The 19,044-nt window shown below is 62.2% G+C and carries 27 protein-coding genes; 9 read left to right on the top strand and 18 right to left on the bottom strand.

Annotated elements, in window-relative coordinates; all coding sequences use genetic code 11:
- Both AC3WLX_RS07410 and AC3WLX_RS07405 read left to right on the top strand, forming a co-directional pair.
- Entirely contained in the window at positions 1 to 2,631 is a 2,631-nt protein-coding gene (locus tag AC3WLX_RS07410; RefSeq protein ID WP_492335294.1) for a hypothetical protein, read from the top strand.
- Positions 2,632 to 2,639: 8 nt separating this feature from the next.
- Positions 2,640 to 4,169: a hypothetical protein gene (locus AC3WLX_RS07405; RefSeq protein WP_492335293.1), complete on the top strand. Its 1,530-nt coding sequence runs from the start codon at positions 2,640 to 2,642 to the stop codon at positions 4,167 to 4,169.
- On the opposite strand, the gene AC3WLX_RS07400 is transcribed toward AC3WLX_RS07405, so the two are convergent.
- From AC3WLX_RS07400 to AC3WLX_RS07330, 15 genes are all read right to left on the bottom strand, one after another.
- On the bottom strand, positions 4,150 to 5,169 hold the full coding sequence (locus tag AC3WLX_RS07400) for a glycosyltransferase (protein ID WP_492335292.1): 1,020 nt from the start codon (positions 5,167 to 5,169) through the stop codon (positions 4,150 to 4,152). The genes AC3WLX_RS07405 and AC3WLX_RS07400 overlap by 20 nt on opposite strands.
- Positions 5,170 to 5,256: 87 nt before the next feature.
- Positions 5,257 to 5,388 (bottom strand): DUF551 domain-containing protein, encoded by a 132-nt coding sequence (locus AC3WLX_RS07395; RefSeq protein WP_492335933.1) that lies wholly within the window; start codon positions 5,386 to 5,388, stop codon positions 5,257 to 5,259.
- Positions 5,389 to 5,723: 335 nt separating this feature from the next.
- Positions 5,724 to 6,008, bottom strand: coding sequence for a hypothetical protein (locus AC3WLX_RS07390; RefSeq protein WP_492335291.1), 285 nt, complete (start codon positions 6,006 to 6,008; stop codon positions 5,724 to 5,726).
- 17 nt (positions 6,009 to 6,025) lie between these two features.
- Complete coding sequence (locus AC3WLX_RS07385) at positions 6,026 to 6,265, bottom strand: hypothetical protein (protein ID WP_492335290.1); 240 nt, start codon at positions 6,263 to 6,265, stop codon at positions 6,026 to 6,028.
- Between the two features lie 193 nt (positions 6,266 to 6,458).
- Positions 6,459 to 6,614, bottom strand: coding sequence for a hypothetical protein (locus AC3WLX_RS07380; RefSeq protein ID WP_492335289.1), 156 nt, complete (start codon positions 6,612 to 6,614; stop codon positions 6,459 to 6,461).
- Between the two features lie 21 nt (positions 6,615 to 6,635).
- Positions 6,636 to 7,031 (bottom strand): hypothetical protein, encoded by a 396-nt coding sequence (locus tag AC3WLX_RS07375; protein WP_492335288.1) that lies wholly within the window; start codon positions 7,029 to 7,031, stop codon positions 6,636 to 6,638.
- Positions 7,028 to 7,324 carry a hypothetical protein gene (locus AC3WLX_RS07370; protein ID WP_492335287.1) on the bottom strand — a complete coding sequence of 99 codons (297 nt, stop codon included), beginning with the start codon at positions 7,322 to 7,324 and terminating at the stop codon, positions 7,028 to 7,030. The genes AC3WLX_RS07375 and AC3WLX_RS07370 overlap by 4 nt, the downstream gene beginning before the upstream one ends.
- A 62-nt stretch (positions 7,325 to 7,386) precedes the next feature.
- Positions 7,387 to 7,692, bottom strand: a complete 306-nt coding sequence (locus AC3WLX_RS07365) for a hypothetical protein (protein WP_492335286.1) — start codon at positions 7,690 to 7,692, stop codon at positions 7,387 to 7,389.
- A gap of 41 nt (positions 7,693 to 7,733) precedes the next feature.
- Positions 7,734 to 7,982, bottom strand: coding sequence for a hypothetical protein (locus AC3WLX_RS07360; protein ID WP_492335285.1), 249 nt, complete (start codon positions 7,980 to 7,982; stop codon positions 7,734 to 7,736).
- A 52-nt stretch (positions 7,983 to 8,034) separates the two neighbouring features.
- Positions 8,035 to 8,193, bottom strand: a complete 159-nt coding sequence (locus AC3WLX_RS07355; protein WP_492335284.1) for a hypothetical protein — start codon at positions 8,191 to 8,193, stop codon at positions 8,035 to 8,037.
- A gap of 49 nt (positions 8,194 to 8,242) precedes the next feature.
- A complete protein-coding gene (locus tag AC3WLX_RS07350; protein WP_492335283.1) occupies positions 8,243 to 8,422 on the bottom strand; it encodes a hypothetical protein in 180 nt (59 codons plus the stop codon).
- Between the two features lie 12 nt (positions 8,423 to 8,434).
- Positions 8,435 to 8,593: a hypothetical protein gene (locus AC3WLX_RS07345; RefSeq protein WP_492335282.1), complete on the bottom strand. Its 159-nt coding sequence runs from the start codon at positions 8,591 to 8,593 to the stop codon at positions 8,435 to 8,437.
- Positions 8,594 to 8,622: 29 nt separating this feature from the next.
- Positions 8,623 to 8,916 (bottom strand): hypothetical protein, encoded by a 294-nt coding sequence (locus AC3WLX_RS07340; RefSeq protein ID WP_492335281.1) that lies wholly within the window; start codon positions 8,914 to 8,916, stop codon positions 8,623 to 8,625.
- Entirely contained in the window at positions 8,913 to 9,116 is a 204-nt protein-coding gene (locus AC3WLX_RS07335) for a hypothetical protein (protein WP_492335280.1), read from the bottom strand. Before AC3WLX_RS07335 ends, AC3WLX_RS07340 begins: the two co-directional genes overlap by 4 nt.
- Positions 9,113 to 9,424: a hypothetical protein gene (locus AC3WLX_RS07330; protein ID WP_492335279.1), complete on the bottom strand. Its 312-nt coding sequence runs from the start codon at positions 9,422 to 9,424 to the stop codon at positions 9,113 to 9,115. The genes AC3WLX_RS07335 and AC3WLX_RS07330 overlap by 4 nt, the downstream gene beginning before the upstream one ends.
- Before the next feature lie 103 nt (positions 9,425 to 9,527).
- Between AC3WLX_RS07330 and hpnC the strand changes: the two genes are divergently transcribed.
- From hpnC to AC3WLX_RS07295, 7 genes are all read left to right on the top strand, one after another.
- Positions 9,528 to 10,412: a squalene synthase HpnC gene (hpnC, locus tag AC3WLX_RS07325; RefSeq protein WP_492335278.1), complete on the top strand. Its 885-nt coding sequence runs from the start codon at positions 9,528 to 9,530 to the stop codon at positions 10,410 to 10,412.
- Positions 10,402 to 11,241 carry a presqualene diphosphate synthase HpnD gene (hpnD, locus tag AC3WLX_RS07320; RefSeq protein ID WP_492335277.1) on the top strand — a complete coding sequence of 280 codons (840 nt, stop codon included), beginning with the start codon at positions 10,402 to 10,404 and terminating at the stop codon, positions 11,239 to 11,241. The genes hpnC and hpnD overlap by 11 nt, the downstream gene beginning before the upstream one ends.
- On the top strand, positions 11,241 to 12,497 hold the full coding sequence (hpnE, locus tag AC3WLX_RS07315) for a hydroxysqualene dehydroxylase HpnE (RefSeq protein WP_492335276.1): 1,257 nt from the start codon (positions 11,241 to 11,243) through the stop codon (positions 12,495 to 12,497). Before hpnD ends, hpnE begins: the two co-directional genes overlap by 1 nt.
- A gap of 64 nt (positions 12,498 to 12,561) precedes the next feature.
- Positions 12,562 to 14,544: a squalene--hopene cyclase gene (gene shc, locus AC3WLX_RS07310; RefSeq protein WP_492335275.1), complete on the top strand. Its 1,983-nt coding sequence runs from the start codon at positions 12,562 to 12,564 to the stop codon at positions 14,542 to 14,544.
- Positions 14,541 to 15,290, top strand: coding sequence for a phosphorylase (locus tag AC3WLX_RS07305; protein WP_492335274.1), 750 nt, complete (start codon positions 14,541 to 14,543; stop codon positions 15,288 to 15,290). Before shc ends, AC3WLX_RS07305 begins: the two co-directional genes overlap by 4 nt.
- A 165-nt stretch (positions 15,291 to 15,455) precedes the next feature.
- Positions 15,456 to 15,731, top strand: coding sequence for an AbrB/MazE/SpoVT family DNA-binding domain-containing protein (locus AC3WLX_RS07300; RefSeq protein ID WP_492335273.1), 276 nt, complete (start codon positions 15,456 to 15,458; stop codon positions 15,729 to 15,731).
- Positions 15,718 to 16,110 (top strand): type II toxin-antitoxin system VapC family toxin, encoded by a 393-nt coding sequence (locus AC3WLX_RS07295; protein ID WP_492335272.1) that lies wholly within the window; start codon positions 15,718 to 15,720, stop codon positions 16,108 to 16,110. Before AC3WLX_RS07300 ends, AC3WLX_RS07295 begins: the two co-directional genes overlap by 14 nt.
- A gap of 110 nt (positions 16,111 to 16,220) precedes the next feature.
- On the opposite strand, the gene AC3WLX_RS07290 is transcribed toward AC3WLX_RS07295, so the two are convergent.
- The 3 genes from AC3WLX_RS07290 to hpnH form a co-directional block, all read right to left on the bottom strand.
- Positions 16,221 to 16,628 (bottom strand): type II toxin-antitoxin system VapC family toxin, encoded by a 408-nt coding sequence (locus tag AC3WLX_RS07290; RefSeq protein ID WP_492335271.1) that lies wholly within the window; start codon positions 16,626 to 16,628, stop codon positions 16,221 to 16,223.
- Entirely contained in the window at positions 16,625 to 16,885 is a 261-nt protein-coding gene (locus AC3WLX_RS07285) for an antitoxin (protein WP_291628234.1), read from the bottom strand. The genes AC3WLX_RS07290 and AC3WLX_RS07285 overlap by 4 nt, the downstream gene beginning before the upstream one ends.
- Positions 16,886 to 17,858: 973 nt before the next feature.
- Positions 17,859 to 19,019, bottom strand: a complete 1,161-nt coding sequence (gene hpnH, locus AC3WLX_RS07280; RefSeq protein ID WP_492335270.1) for an adenosyl-hopene transferase HpnH — start codon at positions 19,017 to 19,019, stop codon at positions 17,859 to 17,861.
- Positions 19,020 to 19,044: the final 25 nt, after the last annotated feature.

The following is a 19,044-nucleotide window of genomic DNA, read 5'->3' as shown; positions in this document are numbered from 1 at the left end:
ATGCGGTTCTTGACGCTCGTACTAGGGTTGCTTCTCGCGCTCTTGAACCCGGCTTCTGCGCAGTTCGGGTTCAACCAATCATGGTCCGGGTCTCCAAACGGCACCAGGAACGTCACTCAGCCGATCGTCAATATGGGCGGCGGACCGAACATGCTCGAGCGGAGCCTGTTCGCGACGAACACACCTTCGCTCGATTACAGCCAATGGTATACGCCCGGCAACGGCAGCCCGGCCATATCGACCGCCGACTACTACCTCATGTCGGGGTTCTATTGGTCGAGGCCATATGATCTCGACACGATGGGAGCTGATGGCGCCGCGATCAAGGCGCGGGAGGGCTATCGATACGTCTGGATGATGTGGGGCGATCATCCGGGTAGCATCACCTTTCAGGCGACAAATGATCTTTACGTCGGGTATTCCAACGACCCGCAGGTTTTGCCCGATCCGACGACAATGCGGATGCTGCGTCGGCAGGAGCAGTCGATCAACGTTGTCGACCAGAACGGCCACTTGCAGAACACGTTCTTTCCCTACCAGACGCCTTTCCTTGTCTATAATCCAGACCCAGGCGCACTTGCTCCGTTCTACATCTACGCTGAAGGTCAATCGCTCTCATCGCAGCGTCAGCACGAACTGACGCTGATCACGACAACCGATTTTTTGACATCCACGATCGTCGGCCCCACCATCCCAACTACCGACTTCAATGGGTGGACGAGCTACGGCATGCCGCAGCGGCTTGGCGTCAACAATTGGGTGGTTTACTCTTTCGGAAAGATTGATGGGTCTGCGACAAGCGTCGTCCACTACAAATACACAAGCACCGATGGTTGGGCTTGGACACCAGACTATTCGACGATCGTCGCGGGGCCCGGCCCGTACCTGACAATCTCGGGCCAGACCTACCTCCTAACGAAAGAGACGAGCACAACCAACGACTATTTGGCGCTGCTAGCTGTTGATGCGAACAAGGTTTCGCTCGGCGCATACACGCGGATCAGCACTGCATTCGGCCCAAGCCAAGGTGACGCCACGACAGCCTATCCCGGACCAACCTACCTTCAGGACGTGATCTCCTACGAGGAGGACGGGATCGCGTCAATTTATGTGCCGCGCGGGTTCTATCGAGCCAACGCCAACAACAAACTCGCACCAGGGCCGTTCCTCAACAAATTTCCAACCTTCATCTCCGTCACCGGGACAATTGCCGCGACCACCGGCAGCAACGGTATCTTCACGCTCATATCGAACACGAGCGGGTATCCGCTTGAGGTGAACCAAGGCATCCTACAGTGGGCCGGGAATCCGGTCATAACCTCCGACAACGGCGACGGCACCTATGGGATTGCCATTGGAGGCGGCACCGTAACTCCGACCACCGGCCCGACAGTTTTCCCCATCACTCGGAACGGTGGGTTGTGGCAGCAGTTTGTCGATCAGTATTTCTACATCACTGACCCGACCGCGGCCGCGAGCGCGGCGCCTCTCGGCGTTCGAGCAAGCTGCGCTGCAGGCGTCGCTACGATCCAATGGAACAACTCTCTTCCGCACCAGAACTATCGCGTCTATTACGGCACTACGGCCGGCACGCAGTCGACCCTCGTTGGTGACGTGACCGGGGTCTCGACCACCTACTCCCCGACGCTCAACCAGATGTCGTGGTTCAAGGTGGTCACGCTGAACGGCGGCGAGCAGAAGTCCCGCGTGGTGAACACCTATTGCAGTTCCAATACTGCGATGGTGAACAAGCATGTCACGCGGGTCTACAATGACGGCGGCGACATCTCCCGCATCAACATGAGCTTCCTGGCGACCGCGGACGCCACGCTCACGTCGACCAACACCTGGAAGACGCTGGAGCTGTGGACCGACCTTCGCTTTGGCTACAAGGACAGCGGCGGGTTCATCACCAAGATCTACGATCTCGGCACCACGAAGCTGCCGCGTGGGGGCGACTACACGCCGACAACGAGCAGAACGTGGCCATCGACGACCAGCGGCACGACCTACAGCGCGACAGGCTTCCGCGGGACGACGCCGGCGTGGTCGAACTCCTCCACCTCGATCGGCTACTACGGCAACGGCCGCGGCAACCCAATCCAGCGCAAGAGCGCGCTGACGTTGATGGCCGCCTACCAGAAGTCCAGTACCTCTGGCGTGGCCGCGCTCTTCGGCTACGGCCAGAACGGCGGCATGTATTTGCAGCAGGCTTCAGGATCTTCCGGAGACGTTGTGTTCGGGATGGCCGCAAACTGGGAGGCAAGCACCTACGTCACCGCGACTGTTCCGTTCAGCTCGGCGACTACGGCCCATGTCGCCGCTGCGACGTTCTCATCCAATGGGACGATGACCGCATGGCTCGATGGCACGGCGGGGACACCCTTTGCCTCGAGCTTGGGGAACCCAATGCCGAACATCAACAACAGCGTGATTAAGGGGCAGTACGAAAGCACCAGGTCGACCGGCCCGGTTCTCTGCTCCGGGTCCGCAACATGCCTCCAGACCTTCGCGACACAGGCCTACTCGGCGGCGACAACTCAATCCGTGTCGATCCAGGCGGGCTTGCTGGTCTGGGAGGAGGATCTGTCCTCGACGAAGGTGCAGACCTTCACCAACCTCTACAACTGAGGCCAGCGATGTGGACCCGGCGCGCTTTTACTGGACTTCTGCTGGGCGGTCTGGCTAGCAGTCGGCTGCTGGCCGCTCCTTTCAACCCTTCGTGGTCAGCCTCTCCGAATGGCACGCGCAATGTTTTCGACAACGTGCTGGACTTTTCCTCTTTCGGGGGCTCGCCCGGCGCGAGCGGCGCCACCAACATCGCGGCTGTGGCGGCGTTCAATGCGGCTTACGCGGGTCTGTCTGGCCGAACGCGCCTCTATATGGCGCCAGGAACGTATAACTTCAGCTCGACATTCAACATTGCCAACACGGCGCCGCCGGCCGGCAGTAGTCTTGTTATCGATGCCTACGGTGTGACGATCGCGGCCCCGAGCGGCACGGCAAATGCCGTCGCCGCAAATGCCGGCATCGTTCAAGGCTCTGACAACTTCAAGGAAACAAGAATTGACACAGTCAGCGCGGGCTCTGACACGGTAACGCTCAAGACGCCGAGCGAGACGAGCCGATATTCTGCCGGGAAATGGGTAGCTGTGACCGGCATCAACATGCAGGGTGCCGGCGACCCTCCAAATCCCGGGATCTTTGAGTTCAAAAAGATCCTGAGCGTCGGTGTAGGCACACTGACATTCACCGAACCGTTGGTGAATACCTACCTTGACACATGGCCAGCGTACCCTGGCGGCGGCGTCGGTCGCGGCGGACCGGCATCGGTCTATCCGCTGCAAGGCGCTTGGGACCAAGAGGTGGAGTTCAAGGGCGCTGCCTTCGCCGACACAAATAATCTGGTGTACGGCAAAGTGCGCGTCATGCAGTGGACGGACTGCGCGTTTGCTACGTTTGGACCGTGCCCATCTGTCAATCTACTCTATCGCAGCCTTCGGTGCTCCGGGCCTGGGACCGGCGCTTTGGAGGTTGACAAATTCGTGCAGCGCGCGGAGTTCATCGACAGCACCCACCGAGCTGTAGACTTTCAAAGCGCGAGTGTGAACGAGCTATATGTCTCTAATGTAGTGCAGGCCGGGGCAACTGCCACGAGGTGGCGAGGTGGCGCGAGGGTCAGTAACGTCTTTAGCGGTCTATCGACCAGCAATTTCAATTTTGGCGAGATGAACTATGGCTGCATGGGACCGGCGTCGTTGACGGATTGTTTCGCCAGCGCATCGACGTTCTTCAATCAGACCAGCCCATTCTCCGACTACACGGAAGAGGGAGGCGGTGTCTTGAGCTACCCTGGCGGCCCTGGGACAGCAAGCAACCCTGCGCATTGGTGGGGGACACCAGGTGGTAATGCCGTGCTGCTCGATAGCAGCAATAATTTCGCCAGATCCTTCCAGGTCAGCGACGTGTCGCAGGCAGCCGGGCGCACCTACATCCACACCAACCTTCCGTTTCCGGTGCCAGCGACCATCAACGGCCGGTCTGCTCCGTGGAAAATTATCGCCCACCCGTGCCCGTCCGTGACGATAACGAACTCTTCCGGCAATGCGCAATTCGCGGCGCAGTCGGCGCTGCCGGCTGGGTCACCGTTCAACAACTGGACGCTTTAGCCGCCGAGTTCATGACTGCTCGCAGTCTGGCTGGCGCCCTGCGGTGGTGATAGATCCGCTCCATCAGGCTGGTTGCCTTGGCCATAAGCGGGCTTGGTCGGTGGAACTGCTTGCGGGCCAGCGCCTGCTTTTCAGCCGGCAGCGTTCGGATGACACCCTCCCAATCGTGATACCAGATAGGGTCCGTGACGAACCTCGCCGTCCCGTGCTCTATCATCAGATCCACGCAGGCTTCATCGTGCCATGTGAAGTGATCATCCACGATCGATGTCATATCGATCCCGGCTTGCTCGTAGCCGCCGATCCAATCCTTGTCGAACTCGACGCGCTGCGATGACTGCCTGACGATGTCGAGGATATGGCCCTGCCTATAGAGCTTCCTGCGCTCGAATGCGGGCCGCGTTCCATAGATGTTGTCCAGCATGCAGTAATAGCGCATCTTGGCTTCGCCGAGACGCTTCCGGATTCCGGAGTAGTGCAGCATCTTGATCTGATGGCACGTCAGAGTAGGCGTCCTGTGATCGATCGGAGTGCTCTTGGCGTGGATCGAGGCGACCTTGAACTCTCTCCCGTCGTCCACATAGCCGCGGTCAATGACCGAGTGAATGTAGCACTCCGAGAACGAGAACAGCTCGACCCTGGGAATGCAGATGACCGTCCCAGGAGGGGCGTTGAGGATCGTTCTCCACTCCGGAGATGCGGTCGCGTTCGCAGTCAGCGCCTCGTCAGCGTCAAGCCGGATGATGACCTTCGATCCCTGAACTTCAGATCGGGCCAGTTGGTAAAGCCTGCTGATTGTGTTAGCTTCGTTCAGGTGCTGTTCTGTGTTCTCGAACAGCTTCACCTTTGGGAAGCCGGCGGCGATCTCTCGCGTGTCGTCCGTCGATTGCTGGTCTAGCAGAATGATGGTGTCGGCGAACGTGCTGTTGGTTTCGAGAAAGCGCTTGATGCTCCTGCCTTCGTTCTTGATCTGCGCAATCACGACAACGCGAACGCTCATAAAACACCTCAAATTGCAATAAACAAAACTACCCCACGTTGCCCCTCCCGCCTAGCCCCTAAAGAGGGTTAATGGGCGGGCGTACTCTTAGGGTGAGCGAGGAGGTGCTGGGCGAGGCATCCAATGCGTCAGGTTTTCTTCCCCGATATAATGGAAGGAGGACGTATTCTCGGAATAGGCTTGATACCAGTGCCCTTCCTCGTCCCACTCCTCTTGCATGAACTTGCAGTCCGGCAGCCTTGCTTTGTAACTGGTTGACCAGAGGTCGATCAAAGTTCCGTCCCTTGGAGCCGTTTCGATCGGCTGCCAAACTTCGAATGTGCAGTTTTCCATGGGGAAAGTATTCATCGCTTCCTCGTACTTGGCTTAACTCAGGGTGTGCGCGGGGCTGTTTTCCGATCTAAATCATGAAGGCGCCTTCTTAGGTTCCTTCCCCGTTGGATGTAGGGTTGGTCCGGGAATTTCTCTTCCTGTTCAATCAGGAGGACGATCAGCATGTTTCGCTCCTCCTCGGTCAATTCTAGCAACATGGTCATCGCTTCCTCGTACTTGGCTTAGGTGCCAACGGGTGAGGCAAAATAAGCGTCTAGCGCCGCCAGCACAATTTCGTCGTGGACGGGATCTACGAGGAGCTTTTCCCTAGCTCTCCAATCCCCTTTGGTGCCGCCCCAGAAGTATTCGCCGCTCGCGACCACGTAGGCGTCTGTCTGTGTGCCGATGACCGCCCCGTCTGCATCGTATTTCATCGTGCGATACTCGCTCTTGAAGCCCAAGCAGCGGCCAGCAGCACCATTGAAAATGAACAGGCCGGGAGGGCAGTTTTCAAGTCGTTTTGCCATAGGCATCCTCATCCTGCTCAGGTGCTCGGGTCTGGGATCACATTCGCCGAAACAAACTTGGCGCCACGCTGGGCGGCCTTCTTCCAGTTATCGTGCAGCACCCGCACGTTGTCGCCAGGCGCAACCATAGTATCGATCTGGTTGATTTCAACGCGAACCCAGATCCCCAGCAAATTGGCTACCCTGACGGCATCGGCGATGGCTTCTTCAACGCCAGGGCCCGCAATCGTCTCAAGCTTCAGAAATGTCGCGCTCATTGTCGATCTCCATTCGAGTGAGTCTGGCTGTCGATGGGGCGACCCTCGATCTGATGATCGCTCCAGCACATCCAGCACAGTCCGGTTCCCTCGTGCGGCTCTGGCTTGTCGAGGTAGTCAAAATAATACGCCTCGCCGCACTCTTTGCAGATCGGTCCCTTGTGTTTTCGCATCAGCATATCTTTCAGGTGAGTCAGGCTGGGTCTGGAAACAGCCGCTCAAGGCGGTCTATGATAGCCTCGATGGTGGATTCGAGCGCATTCATCTTGGCCTCGTCCCATTCAGCGTCGGACGATACGCGCTGCCGAACCTCCAGCAATTCTCTGATCTGCTTCCATGTCTCTTGCATGTCGTCCTCTTCCAATGTGCTTCATGCTAATTTTGCGCCGTCAACAGCCCGCGCGACCTCCCCAAGTGTGAGGCTGGCCGTGTCGGACCCATCGTAGTTAAGGCGGGCAACTAGCAGGTTGAACAGTTGGCCCGTCGTGATGTCGTCAACGGCCAGAAGATATTCTGCCTTGTGGGTTTCATCCTCCCACGTGAGGGAGGATTCTGGCGCGAACTTGTGCCAAAGACGGATGCCGATTTCGAGCCTCGCGTCACCGTTGGCGATAGCCTGCGCTTCCTTCAGGTAGCGATCCGCTGCGGCATCGTTCTGGATTGTGTTCTTCTTCCAGTCCGGAGACTGCATCCTGTAAAAAGCTGCCTTGTAGTTGGCGATTTCCTCAGGGGCGGCATCGTGTGTTCTGATTTTGCCTTCGCTCATACTGACCTCCGCAGTCGTTCGATTTCTTCCTTGATGCCCTTCGGGACATAGAATCCGCAGTCGCCTACCATGACGACTTCAAGGTCAAATGGATCAATGACTCGTCCGCCGCGTTTATAGAGCCGTGCGACTTTTGAGGGGCTCATCTGGATGGTGCGGCCTATGCTGTCAGACACGCGCCATCCGATCATGCGGCTGAAGAATCCCATGCAATGGATGTTATCGCGACGGCGGATGAGCCAATGCCAACAGTCGTCGCGCGGGAGTAATCCATCCCATTCATCTACGGTCATCTGAGTATCCCTAAAACGTGCCAAGCGGAGTTAGTGGCTATCCTGTTGCGCTTTCGCATTTCCTATATGTGCTCGACCCTGCCGGTGATCTCGACAAGTTGGCCGTCAGTGAACTTGGCGTTGTACTCATGCCACTCGCCGTCCTCCAAGCCATAGAAGTTCAGGATGCCGTGGAAGTTTGTGTCGATCTCGCCGTGTTTCGCATCCGGAGGGTTGATGTCGTACTTTGGCTTATGGTGGATCAATCGGCCGTCGGCGCGGATAACGTAGGTTTCAAGATACGGGTCATCGAAATCCTTCGTCTGGAGTTCTCCCTTCCAGCCATCGGGCAGCGGCAACTCGCACTTCACGTAGTCGAACATTCCCATCGGCGTTCCCCTTCAGGTCCGAGCACACATTCCAGATGCGGCTATCTGCCGGCCTCGATCGCATCGGCCTTGGCGCGCATAGCATCTGCCTTGGCCTTGCGGAGCTCGGCTTGGTAAGCCTCGCGGATGTCTTCCGGGAAGGCGTCGATCACGCCCCGAGCATACTCGCGCTGATCGCGATAACCCTCGACGTCGCCGCCATAGCAAACGGCATCCATGCACATCATGTCGGCCCAGAACTTGGCGTGAGCCAGTTTCTCCAGCACTCGCCTCTGTTCGTCGATCGTCATTTGTCGCATTGTCTTGTCTCCAGGTAGCATTACTTTCATGTGAGCGGGGCTGTCAGCCAGCGAAGGCCGCGGCGCCGCCCAGGAAGGCCTGCCGGCGCTCGCGCCACCTCGCGCGGTATAGACGGTCGATGTAGGGGGCTGCCCATGTTCGGTATTGCCAGTAACCGATCGGATGCCCGATCGCCGCGTAACGAAATCTAATCCCTGCCATGTCGTCCTCTTCCAATGGTTGCCTTGACGTTCATCCGGTTTGTGCGTCGTTAGGGCGTGAAGTGCTCGACCGCCTCGCTGATCACCCATACGAGGACGCAGAAGCCGGCGAGACCCCAGATGGTCAGGATGGCCAGCCCGACGTTGCGGTGCCAGCGCTCCAGCTTCTGCTCGTCCGCGTAGCTTCTGATGCGGGTCGGGCCGGGGTGGTTGCGGAGGCCGTTGGTCATGTGTCGCTCCGGTTAGGCGGGCTTGCTTCGATAGCGGGCGAAGTCGTAGCCGCTGCCATCCTCGTACTTGCGGACCTTGAGGAGCTTTCCCAGGGCCTCAGCGTGTTTCTCATGGGCATCGGTGTCTCGGCAGCACGCGCAACCCTCACTGCGCATGTAGTCGGCGATCATGGTCCTGATCTCGGCTCGCTCCTTCGGGGTCATCCCACCACCTCGCTCTTGGACTCGACGGGAGGGGCGGCAGGCAAGACCGCGATGTCGATACGAAAGGAACCGTCCGCTTCCAATTCGCAACCGGTGATGTAGGATTTCCAAGCCAGCTTCGGGTTGATGTCGGAGCCCAAGGCCGCATGAAGCCTGCCAAGAGCACGCATGCTTCCGCCGACGGTCGCGAGGTCCAGCAGCCGCCCCGGCAGCGGCGTAATCCGGAACGAGAAGCGTTGATCCTCGGGTATCTCGGCAACGCCGACGTAGCGCCTCTCTTCCTCGCTCACAGCGCCACCTCCGTCTTGGCGGCCGGACGCGGCGGGATGATCTCGACCCGCACAGGGCCTTCCTCGGCGTACTGAGCTGCGTAGCGGTTGATCTCCTGCTCGACCCTGGGGCCATCGGGTCCGGACACGGCGGCCACCACCATACCATCCTGCCAGACCCGGCCGCGCCACTCTGTCTTCTTCCATCCTGATTTGCTCATGCCTGCACCTCCGTCTTGGCGGCCACCCGAACGCGGGGCCTGAGGATGGCGTCCTGACGGGCCTTGAAGGCCGGCGTCGATCCCTCCCGCTCCATGCCCATACGGAGGCCGAGCTGCATGCGGCGGGTATCGTCGCGCTCGTTGCGGAGGGCGCAGTCCAGGGCATGAACAAGCCCGGAACGGCGCTGTGTCAATTGCGTGTCAATCTTCTCGCACGTTCTCGACTCGTTCGCGCTCGAAGTGACGGAACTTGCAGGGCCTATAGCCGCCTCTGCGCTGATATCGTTGTAGTTTTCACCCTTTGCCATCTTCCGCGTATTCCCCTATATGGGGGCCGCGGCGGCATCGCCGGCACGAGCCCGTGCGAGCGGAAAAGCCCTTCCTGTCCAAACGATTGTAAACCAGCCCTCGATGACCTCTGCGAGCGAATTGCGATCCGGTAAGGGTGACCGCGACGAGAATTTTCCCGTCGCGTCCTGGATCATTCACCCGCGTCATCGCGCGCTGATCCTGGCCTACTACAACTTCGTCCGCACCGCCGACGACATTGCCGACCACGCCACGCTGCCGGCCGACCAGAAGCTTGGCTATCTCGACCTGCTCGAGGCGGAGCTGCTCGGCAAGGGCGACACCCAGGCCGAGGCCGTCGCCCTGCGCCGCGCGCTGGCCGAGCGCGGCATGGCGCCGCGCCATGCGCTCGACGTGCTGATCGCCTTCCGCATGGACGTGACCAAGCTGCGCTACGAGACCTGGGACGAGGTCATCCACTATTGCCGCTATTCGGCGATGCCGGTCGGCCGCTTCATGCTCGACGTTCACGGCGAAAGCACCTCGACCTGGGCCGCGTCGGACGCGCTCTGCGCAGGCTTGCAGATCAACAATCACCTTCAGGATTGCGGCAAGGATTTCCGCGAGCTCAACCGCGTCTATCTGCCGCGCGATGCGCTGGCCGCACACGGCGCCTCGGTCGAGCAGCTCGGGCTCGCCCAATCGCCGCCGGCGATGCTGGCCTGCCTGCAGTCGCTCGCCGCGCGCAACGAGGCGCTGCTCGAGGAGGGCAGGTCGCTCACCGCGGAGATCCGGGACTTCCGTCTCGGCGTCGACGTCGCCGTCATCCAGGCCTATGCGGATCGTATCGTGCGCCTCCTGAAGGTGCGCGATCCCTTGCGCGAGCGCGTGCATCTCAACAAGTTCGAGCTGCTTGCCTTCAGCCTCGCCGGGATCATCGGCGAAGCCGGTCGCCGCGCGATCGGACGCAAGGCCGTTTCCAGACCGGGGGCTGCCCATGACGCTTGAGGCGACCACGCCCGGCGCCAATTACGGCTCGACCGCATCCGGCAGCTCGTTCTACGCCGCGATGCGCATCCTGCCGCGCGACCAGCGCCAAGCGATGTTCCTGATCTACAGCTTCTGCCGCCAGGTCGACGACATCGCCGATTCCGATGGGCCGCGCGAGGAGCGGCTCGCCGCGCTTCAGGAGTGGCGCAACGACATCGACGCGCTCTACCAGGGCCATCCGCCGCCGCGACTGAAGGACTATGTCGCCTCGGTGAAGACCTTCAGCCTCAAGCGCGAGGATTTCCTCGCGATCGTCGACGGCATGGAGATGGACGTGCCGCAGGATATCCGCGCGCCCGACATGGCGACGCTGGACCTGTATTGCGATCGCGTCGCCAGCGCCGTGGGGCGGCTGTCGGTGCGGGTGTTCGGCATGCCCGAGGACGACGGAATCCTGCTCGCCCACCATCTCGGCCGCGCGCTGCAGCTCACCAACATCCTGCGCGACATCGACGAGGACGCCGGCCTTGGCCGGCTCTATCTGCCGCGCGAGGCGCTGCTGCATGCCGGCATCACGTCCGATGACCCGAACCGCGTGATCGCCGAGCGCGCCCTGCCGAAGGTCTGCCTGCCGCTGGCGCAGCGCGCAAAATCGCATTTCGAGAAGTCGGACGAGATCATGAACCGCAACAAGCGCCGCCTCGTGCGCGCGCCGCGGATCATGTCGAAATACTATCATTCCATTCTGGACCTGCTGATCGCGCGCGGCTTCACCGCGCCGCGCGAGCCGGTGCGCGTGTCGAAGGTCACACGCATCCTGATCCTGCTTCGCTACGCTTTCATCTGATGCAAAACACAGCTCATATCATCGGCGCTGGAATTTCCGGCCTCTCCGCCGCCGTGCGGCTCGCCAATGCCGGCTTCAAGGTCGCCGTGCACGAGGCGACGCACCAGGCCGGCGGGCGTTGCCGGTCCTATTTCGACGGCGCCACCAACCTCACCATCGACAACGGCAATCATCTGCTGCTGTCGGGCAACAGCCACGCCCGCGCCTATGCGCGCGCGATCGGCACCGAGGCCGGGCTCGTCGGCCCCGAAAGCGCGCAGTTTCCCTTTGTCGACATCAAGACCGGCCAGCGCTGGCAGATCGATCTCGGCGACGGGCGATGGCCGACCTGGGTGTTCGACGAAAGCCGCCGCGTGCCAGACACCGGCCTCACCGACTATCTCAAGCTCGCGCCGCTGATCTGGGCGTCGGAACAGACGCTGGTCGGCAAGTCCATTCCGACCGAAGGCGTGCTCTATCAGCGCCTGGTGCAGCCGCTGCTGCTCGCCGCTCTCAACGTCGATCCGCCCGAGGGCTCGGCGGGGCTTGCCGGCGCCATCGTCCGCGAGACGCTGCTTGCGGGCGGGCAGGCCTGCCGTCCGCTGATCGCGCGTGACGGCCTCAGCGCCGTGCTGATCGAGCCTGCGGTGAAGTTTCTGCAGGATCGCGGCCACACCGTTCAGCTCGGCCATGAGCTGCGTTCGTTCGTCAGCGCGGACGGAAAGGTGACCGCCCTGAATTTCGGCGGTGAGGATGTGGTCCCGCTCGGCACCGGCGACGTCATCGTGATGGCGGTGCCGCCGCGCCCGGCAGCCAGCCTGCTGCCCGGCCTGAAGACACCGACCGAATTCCGCGCGATCGTCAACGCGCATTTCCGCTTTGAGCCGCCCCCGGGAGCGGCGCCGATCCTCGGCGTGATCGGCGGCGTCGTGGAGTGGCTGTTCGCGTTCCCGAACCGGCTGTCCGTCACCATCAGCAACGGCGACCGTCTGGTCGAGATGCCGCGCGAGGAACTCGCGCAGACGATCTGGAACGACGTCTGCAAGGCCGGCGGGGTGTCCGGTGAGCTGCCTCCTTGGCAGATCGTCCGCGAGCGCCGCGCCACCTTCGCCGCCACGCCTGCCCAGAACGCCCTGCGTCCGGGGCCGGTCACCGCGCTGAAAAACCTGTTTCTCGCCGGCGATTGGACTGCTACGGGATTGCCAGCAACCATCGAAGGATCGGTCCGGTCCGGTGATCGCGCCGCCGATCTGGTTCTGGCCGCCAAAGCTTCCTGACACGCGGCCCTGACGGGTGAATGTCCCGGTCAATTTCGTTGGACTATCGGAGCAATCGAGCGACATGGATTCCGTGAACGCGACCAGCCGCGAGGCCTTGAACTCGAAGGGTCTGGATTCGAAGCTATTGGAATCGAGCATTGCATCGGCGGCCGAAGGCGTTCTCGGCTTCCAGCAGCCCGACGGCCATTGGGTGTTCGAGCTCGAGGCCGATGCCACGATTCCCGCAGAGTATGTCTTGTTGCGCCATTATCTGGCCGAGCCGGTCGATCCCGTGCTCGAGGCCAGGATCGGCAATTACCTGCGCCGCATCCAGGGCGCCCATGGCGGCTGGCCGCTGGTGCATGACGGCGAGTTCGACATGAGCGCCAGCGTGAAGGCGTATTTCGCGCTGAAGATGATCGGCGATTCCGTCGACGCGCCGCACATGGTGCGTGCACGCGAGGCGATCCGCGCGCGGGGCGGCGCGATCCACAGCAACGTCTTCACCCGCTTCATGCTCGCAATGTACGGCGTGCTGACCTGGCGCGCGGTGCCGGTGCTGCCGGTCGAGATCGTGCTGCTGCCGTTCTGGTCGCCGTTCCACCTCAACAAGATCTCGTATTGGGCGCGCACCACCATGGTGCCGCTGATGGTGATCGCCGCGCTGAAGCCGCGCGCGAGAAATCCGAAGGGCGTCGGCATCGACGAGCTGTTTCTCCAGGATCCGCGCTCGATCGGCATGACGGCGAAGGCGCCGCACCAGAGCATGGCCTGGTTCCTGCTGTTCCGTTCGCTCGACGCGATCCTGCGCGTGGTCGAGCCGATGTTTCCCAAGAGCCTGCGCAAGCGCGCGATCGACGCCGCGCTCGCCTTCACCGAAGAGCGACTCAACGGCGAGGACGGCATGGGCGCGATCTACCCGCCGATGGCCAACATCGTCATGATGTATGATGCGCTCGGCAAGGACGAGAATTTCCCGCCGCGTGCGATCACGCGCCGGGGCATCGACAAGCTGCTCGTCATCAACGGCGAGGAGGCCTATTGCCAGCCCTGCGTCTCGCCGGTGTGGGACACGACGCTGACCGCCCATGCGCTGCTCGAAGCCGGCGGCGACAAGGCGGTGCCGGCGGCCAAGCAGGGCCTCGACTGGCTGATCCCGAAGCAAGAGCTCGAGCTGAAGGGCGATTGGGCGGTGAAGCGGCCCGACGTGCGTCCGGGCGGCTGGGCCTTCCAGTACAACAACGCCCATTACCCCGATCTCGACGACACCGCCGTGGTGGTGATGTCGATGGACCGCATGCGGCGGGAGCACGGCGCCACCGGCTATGACGACGCGATCGCCCGGGGCCGGGAGTGGATCGAGGGCATGCAGAGCGACGACGGCGGCTGGGCCGCCTTCGACGTCAACAATCTCGAATACTACCTCAACAACATCCCGTTCTCGGACCACGGCGCGCTGCTCGATCCGCCGACCGAGGACGTCACCGCCCGCTGCATCTCGATGCTGGCCCAGCTCGGCGAGACCGCGGCAACCAGCAAGCACGTGGCCGACGGCGTCGCCTATCTGCGCAAGACCCAGCACCCGGAGGGGTCCTGGTACGGCCGCTGGGGCATGAACTTCATCTATGGAACCTGGTCGGTGCTGTGTGCCCTCAACATGGCCGGCGTCGACCACGAGGACCCGATGATTCGCAAAGCCGTGGATTGGCTAGCATCGGTCCAGAACGGGGACGGCGGCTGGGGCGAGGACGCGGTCAGCTATCGCCTGGACTACCGGGGATGGGAGCCTGCCCCCTCGACCGCCTCGCAAACGGCATGGGCCTTGCTTGCCCTGATGGCGGCAGGCGAGGTTGATCACCCGGCCGTCGCCCGCGGGGTGGAGTACCTGATTGCAACACAAAATAAAAAAGGACTGTGGGACGAGCAGCGGTACACCGCCACAGGCTTCCCCCGCGTGTTCTATCTACGTTATCATGGTTACCCAAAGTTCTTCCCGCTGTGGGCATTGGCGCGGTATCGGAACTTGCGGAACACCAACAGCAGGGTGGTAGGGGTCGGAATGTGACTTTGGGGACGGGGGACTACGCTACCGCGGGTTACGCCATCGATCCGCGGCCAATACTGATCGTGACCGGATTGGTTCAGGAGGCCCGCATCGCGGCCGGCCCTGGAATGGCGGTCATCTGTTCATCCAGCAGCCCGACCCAGTTGCGGGCGCTTCTGACGGTGGTGGATCCCCAGACGATTCGCGGCGTCATCTCGTTCGGCGTGGCCGGCGGGCTCCACCCGAGCCTGCGCTCCGGCGACGTCGTGCTGGCGACCGAGGTGCTGTCCGGCGACACCCGCTGGGCTGCAGGCCTGTCGCTCGGCGACGACCTGATCGAGCGCCTGACCTCGGGCCGCCGCCGCGTCGTGCGCGGCAGCCTCGCCGGGGCGGAGGAGGTGGTCACCGGGCGGTCCTGCAAGGCGGCGCTGCATTCGGAGACGGGGGCGTTCGCCGTCGACATGGAGAGCCACATCGCGGCCGCCTACGCCGCCGAGGCCGGGCTGCCCTTTGCCGCGGTCCGCGTCATCAGCGACCCCGCCCACCGCGCGCTGCCGGCGCTCGCCCGCGCCGCGATCAAGCCGAACGGCCAGATCGACCTCGGCGCCGTGCTGCGCGGCATCGTCCGCAATCCGACCACGCTGCATGCGCTGGTCTCGACCGGCATCGACTTCAACCGCGCCCTGCGGAGCTTGCGCGGCTGCCGCGACTATCTGATCGGCACCGAGCTGATCGAGAGCGAGGAGCTGGTGTCGAAAGCGGCTTGAGCGGGGTCGTTCGAGCACGCAAGAGGAAAGGCCCGGTCGTGCGACTGGGCCTTTTGTTTTGAGCTGCGCGATTACCGTCACGGCGAGTGGCGTGCATCTGCTCGCTTGAATGTAAGCCCATCTGAGCTTATCTTACATTCGTCTTACCTCGGGAAAATCCAGGCAATGGCCGGCACGGACAAGCTCACCACCGTCGTTTCCACTAAGGGACAGGTCATCCTGCCGAGCGCTATTCGCAAGGCGCGGGAATGGAAGGCAGGAACGCGGCTCACCGTCGAGGAGACCTCGGAGGGCGTCCTGTTGAAGCCGGCGCCGGCCTTCGCGGCGACGCGACCGAAAGACGTGTTCGGCATCTTGGCTTATCGAGGCAAGCCGAAAACGCTCGAAGAGATGGACGCAAGCGTGCTGGCCGAAGCCAGGCGGCGGCATGATCGCGATTGATACCAACCTCATCGTCCGCTATCTGACCGGGGATCACGTCAGCCAATCCGCGCGGGCCCGCGCCTTGATCGACGCCGAGAGCGTCTTCGTTCTCATCACGGTGCTGCTCGAAGTCGAATGGGTGCTGCGAAGCGCGTACGGCTATCGGGCCGCCGACGTTGTGCACGCGCTACGTGCTTTCGCCGGACTTCCGACCGTCACCGTCGAGGACGGCACGACGATTGCGGCGGCGCTCGACCTTGCCGAAACAGGAATGGATTTCGCCGATGCGCTGCATCTAGCGAGATCCGGACATTGCGAGGCCTTTGTTACTTTCGATCGTAAGCTCGTCAAAGCGGCGAAAGTGGCGGGCCATGAGGGGGTACGCGAAGCGCGGTGATCGCTCGCGGTATCGGGTCAGAATTAGGTGACAGTGCTGGACTGCACCCCTGAAGGGACACACGACAATTACAGTGACACTGTCATCGTGATTCCCAACGCTTGCGAGCCTCACGCCCTCGTCCAGTCCTCCAGCCGCAATCCGGCAATGCGCTGGAATTCGGCGGTGTTGTTGCTGACGAGCGGCAGGCCGCGCGCGATCGCCTGACCGGCAATCAGGATATCATAGGGGCCGATCGGCGTGCCGCGCCGCGCCAGCTCCGCCCGGATCTCGCCGGCGGCTCGCGCGTCCTCTTGGTCGAGGTCGAGGATGTCGAGATCGGCAAAGAGGAGACGGAGCGTCTCCAGATTGAATTCAATCTTCTGGCTGCGATAGGCGCCGAAGTAGAGTTCGTGGGCAACGATGGCCGAGATTGCGAGTGCACCGGGCTGGCTGGATTCGACCCGGCGCAGGAGAGGCTCTGACCGGCGTGTGACGAGTGAGATGATGGCGTTGGTGTCGAGCAGCCATTTCGTCATCGAAACGCCTGCTCCAGATTGGGCCGCGTCTGCTCTTCGGGTTGCTCCCGGCCTTCAGCCATGAAGTCTGGGCTGAAGCCGCGCGCGATAGCCGCGCGAAGCGACGCCCAAGGGCCGGTGGCGCTTCGTTTCGGGCGCAGGATCACGGCATCGCCTTCGCGTGAGACCTCGACTTCCTCAACCGTAAAACGAAAATCCTTCGGAAGCCGGACGGCCTGAGAGTTGCCGGACTTGAATACCTTGGCGATGTGGGACATGGCGACCTCAAGTATATCCCTTTGAGTATATACATCATCGTAGCGTCATCTGCAAGACTGAGCCCCGGTCTACTTTGCATGGGGTTGTTCTCAATGTTTGCGAAGACGCGCCGAGCGGCGTCGGGCAAAACACCTGTGGCCGGGTCAATCCCTCCTCGCGAAAATATTCCACTTTCCCGAATTTCGGATTTATGGCATAGAGCGCTCATCCCGGCCCTGCCGGAGGGGCGCTTCGCGATCGTCACGAGATGCGGGCCGGGGTGCGGTGGACGCGGCAGCGCCGGCGCGATAGGCGGTGACAGGGACGGGCGACCGTTGAGTCATGCGCGACGCGGTACGACACGGCGCGGTCACAGCGGTCTTGTTGATGGTCAGGGGCGCGCACATCGGGCCCCGGATGCTGAGGCAGGGCCGTCCGCGGACGGAGAAGTCGTGTGGTCCCGACGCCCGGGGTTCTGGCGTCAAGTCTTGCGGTGATGTGGCGGCCAACCGGCACGCGCGTCGATCAGCGGCGAGACGACGGGGGCAATAGTGCAACGCTCCCCGAGGAGAGCACGAAGGACACCGTTAAAACCATCCGCGCAGGGAAGGCCGGGCGACCGGCACACCTGTGGTCCACCCCGTGTGCGTTCTTGACGCCCACGGACCTGCGGGTGCCGCCGGCGCCCGGCCTTCCCTGCGCCCTCTGGCCTTCATGGGGCGCGAACGAATAGCAAAGCTCGGGCGAATGAAGCCGCGAGAACGCGGTGGTGTGTCTGCAGGGAAGAGACCTCATAGCAGAGCAAGCTGGCGCCGCACGGCGGAGAGTGAGCGTGACGCGATGTCCTCTCGTGCCCCGGACGCAGCCAGCGCGCACTTGCTGCGCGGTGCGCTGCAGCGCGTCCGGGACACGGACCGTCGGCACAACGCCCGCAGACGAAAAGGCCCGGTCGCGTTGGCGGCCGGGCCTTCGTGGTATAGTTGTTTGCGTGCCTTACGCCGCCGTCGAAGCCTTCTGCGCGGCCTTCGCCTGGGCCGTGGCGGCCTCGTCCTTGCGGATCTCCGACAGCTTCTTCTGGACCTGTTCCGAGAAAATGTACTGCGCCGGGCGCTGCTTGCTCATGTCGATCTCCGGCGCCATGGGACCGGAGGTCTTGATGCCGCGCAGCGACACCCACATCGCCTTCAGCGGGTTGTTGAGTGCAGCCGTCGCCGCGGTCGGCTCGTAGCCGCAATGGGCCATGCAGTCGGCGCACTTCTCATAGCGGCCGGTGCCGTAGGAATCCCAGTCCGTGGTCTCCATCAGCTCCTTGAAGGTTTTCGCGTAGCCTTCACCGAGCAGATAGCAGGGCTTCTGCCAGCCGAAGATGTTGCGCGCGGGCATGCCCCAGGGCGTGCACTCGTATTCCTGGTTGCCGGCGAGGAAGTCGAGGAACAGGCCGGAATGCATGAAGTTCCACTTCTTGCCCTTGCCCATGGCGAAGACGTCGCGGAACAGCTTCTTGGTCTTGGTGCGGTTGAGGAAGTGCTCCTGGTCGGGCGCGCGCTCATAGGCATAGCCCGGCGACATCGAGACGCCGACACCGAGCTCGACGGTGAGGTCGAGGAACTTGGCGATCTCCTCGGCCGGGTGGCCGTCGAAGATGGTGGCGTTGACGTTGACCGTGAAGCCGCGCGCCTTGGCCGCCTTGATCGCGGAGACGGCGCGGTCGAACACGCCCTTCTGCGACACCGCCTTGTCGTGGTGGTCGCGCAGGCCGTCGAGATGCACCGAGAAGAACAGGTAAGGGGAGGGCTCGAACAGATCGAGCTTCTTCTCCAGCAGCAGCGCGTTGGTGCAGAGCGAGACAAACTTCTTGCGCGCGACGAGGCCGCGCACGATCTCGCCGATCTCCTTGTGGATCAGCGGCTCGCCGCCGGGAATGGCGACCATCGGCGCGCCGCACTCATCGGCCGCGTCCCAGCACTCCTGCGCCGTCATGCGGCGGTTGAGGATCGCGTCCGGGTAATCGATCTTGCCGCAGCCGACGCAGGCGAGGTTGCAGCGAAACAGCGGCTCCAGCATCAGCACGAGCGGATAGCGTTTGCGGCCAAGCAGTTTCTGCTTGAGCAAATAGCCGCCGATACGCATTTCCTTGAAGAACGGGATAGCCATTACAAGTTTCTTTCTGGGCTTTTCA

The organism is Bradyrhizobium sp. FW305-F6 (assembly GCF_058782905.1).
Note: the sequence above shows the minus strand (reverse complement) of the source record. Positions and strands in the feature narration are given on the sequence as shown.

Coding starts and splice junctions, on each gene's coding strand:
- AC3WLX_RS07400 (WP_492335292.1), bottom strand. CDS start 5,169: ATGAGCGTTCGCGTTGTCGTGATTGCGCAGATCAAGAACGAAGGCAGG.
- AC3WLX_RS07395 (WP_492335933.1), bottom strand. CDS start 5,388: ATGCAAGAGGAGTGGGACGAGGAAGGGCACTGGTATCAAGCCTATTCC.
- AC3WLX_RS07380 (WP_492335289.1), bottom strand. CDS start 6,614: ATGCAAGAGACATGGAAGCAGATCAGAGAATTGCTGGAGGTTCGGCAG.
- hpnD (WP_492335277.1), top strand. CDS start 10,402: ATGACGCTTGAGGCGACCACGCCCGGCGCCAATTACGGCTCGACCGCA.
- AC3WLX_RS07405 (WP_492335293.1), top strand. CDS start 2,640: ATGTGGACCCGGCGCGCTTTTACTGGACTTCTGCTGGGCGGTCTGGCT.
- shc (WP_492335275.1), top strand. CDS start 12,562: ATGGATTCCGTGAACGCGACCAGCCGCGAGGCCTTGAACTCGAAGGGT.
- AC3WLX_RS07335 (WP_492335280.1), bottom strand. CDS start 9,116: ATGAGCAAATCAGGATGGAAGAAGACAGAGTGGCGCGGCCGGGTCTGG.
- hpnH (WP_492335270.1), bottom strand. CDS start 19,019: ATGGCTATCCCGTTCTTCAAGGAAATGCGTATCGGCGGCTATTTGCTC.
- AC3WLX_RS07290 (WP_492335271.1), bottom strand. CDS start 16,628: ATGACGAAATGGCTGCTCGACACCAACGCCATCATCTCACTCGTCACA.
- AC3WLX_RS07355 (WP_492335284.1), bottom strand. CDS start 8,193: ATGGCAGGGATTAGATTTCGTTACGCGGCGATCGGGCATCCGATCGGT.
- AC3WLX_RS07390 (WP_492335291.1), bottom strand. CDS start 6,008: ATGGCAAAACGACTTGAAAACTGCCCTCCCGGCCTGTTCATTTTCAAT.
- AC3WLX_RS07350 (WP_492335283.1), bottom strand. CDS start 8,422: ATGACCAACGGCCTCCGCAACCACCCCGGCCCGACCCGCATCAGAAGC.
- hpnC (WP_492335278.1), top strand. CDS start 9,528: ATGACCTCTGCGAGCGAATTGCGATCCGGTAAGGGTGACCGCGACGAG.
- AC3WLX_RS07300 (WP_492335273.1), top strand. CDS start 15,456: ATGGCCGGCACGGACAAGCTCACCACCGTCGTTTCCACTAAGGGACAG.
- hpnE (WP_492335276.1), top strand. CDS start 11,241: ATGCAAAACACAGCTCATATCATCGGCGCTGGAATTTCCGGCCTCTCC.
- AC3WLX_RS07330 (WP_492335279.1), bottom strand. CDS start 9,424: ATGGCAAAGGGTGAAAACTACAACGATATCAGCGCAGAGGCGGCTATA.
- AC3WLX_RS07365 (WP_492335286.1), bottom strand. CDS start 7,692: ATGGGAATGTTCGACTACGTGAAGTGCGAGTTGCCGCTGCCCGATGGC.
- AC3WLX_RS07345 (WP_492335282.1), bottom strand. CDS start 8,593: ATGATCGCCGACTACATGCGCAGTGAGGGTTGCGCGTGCTGCCGAGAC.
- AC3WLX_RS07410 (WP_492335294.1), top strand. CDS start 1: ATGCGGTTCTTGACGCTCGTACTAGGGTTGCTTCTCGCGCTCTTGAAC.
- AC3WLX_RS07360 (WP_492335285.1), bottom strand. CDS start 7,982: ATGACGATCGACGAACAGAGGCGAGTGCTGGAGAAACTGGCTCACGCC.
- AC3WLX_RS07295 (WP_492335272.1), top strand. CDS start 15,718: ATGATCGCGATTGATACCAACCTCATCGTCCGCTATCTGACCGGGGAT.
- AC3WLX_RS07375 (WP_492335288.1), bottom strand. CDS start 7,031: ATGAGCGAAGGCAAAATCAGAACACACGATGCCGCCCCTGAGGAAATC.
- AC3WLX_RS07370 (WP_492335287.1), bottom strand. CDS start 7,324: ATGACCGTAGATGAATGGGATGGATTACTCCCGCGCGACGACTGTTGG.
- AC3WLX_RS07285 (WP_291628234.1), bottom strand. CDS start 16,885: ATGTCCCACATCGCCAAGGTATTCAAGTCCGGCAACTCTCAGGCCGTC.
- AC3WLX_RS07385 (WP_492335290.1), bottom strand. CDS start 6,265: ATGAGCGCGACATTTCTGAAGCTTGAGACGATTGCGGGCCCTGGCGTT.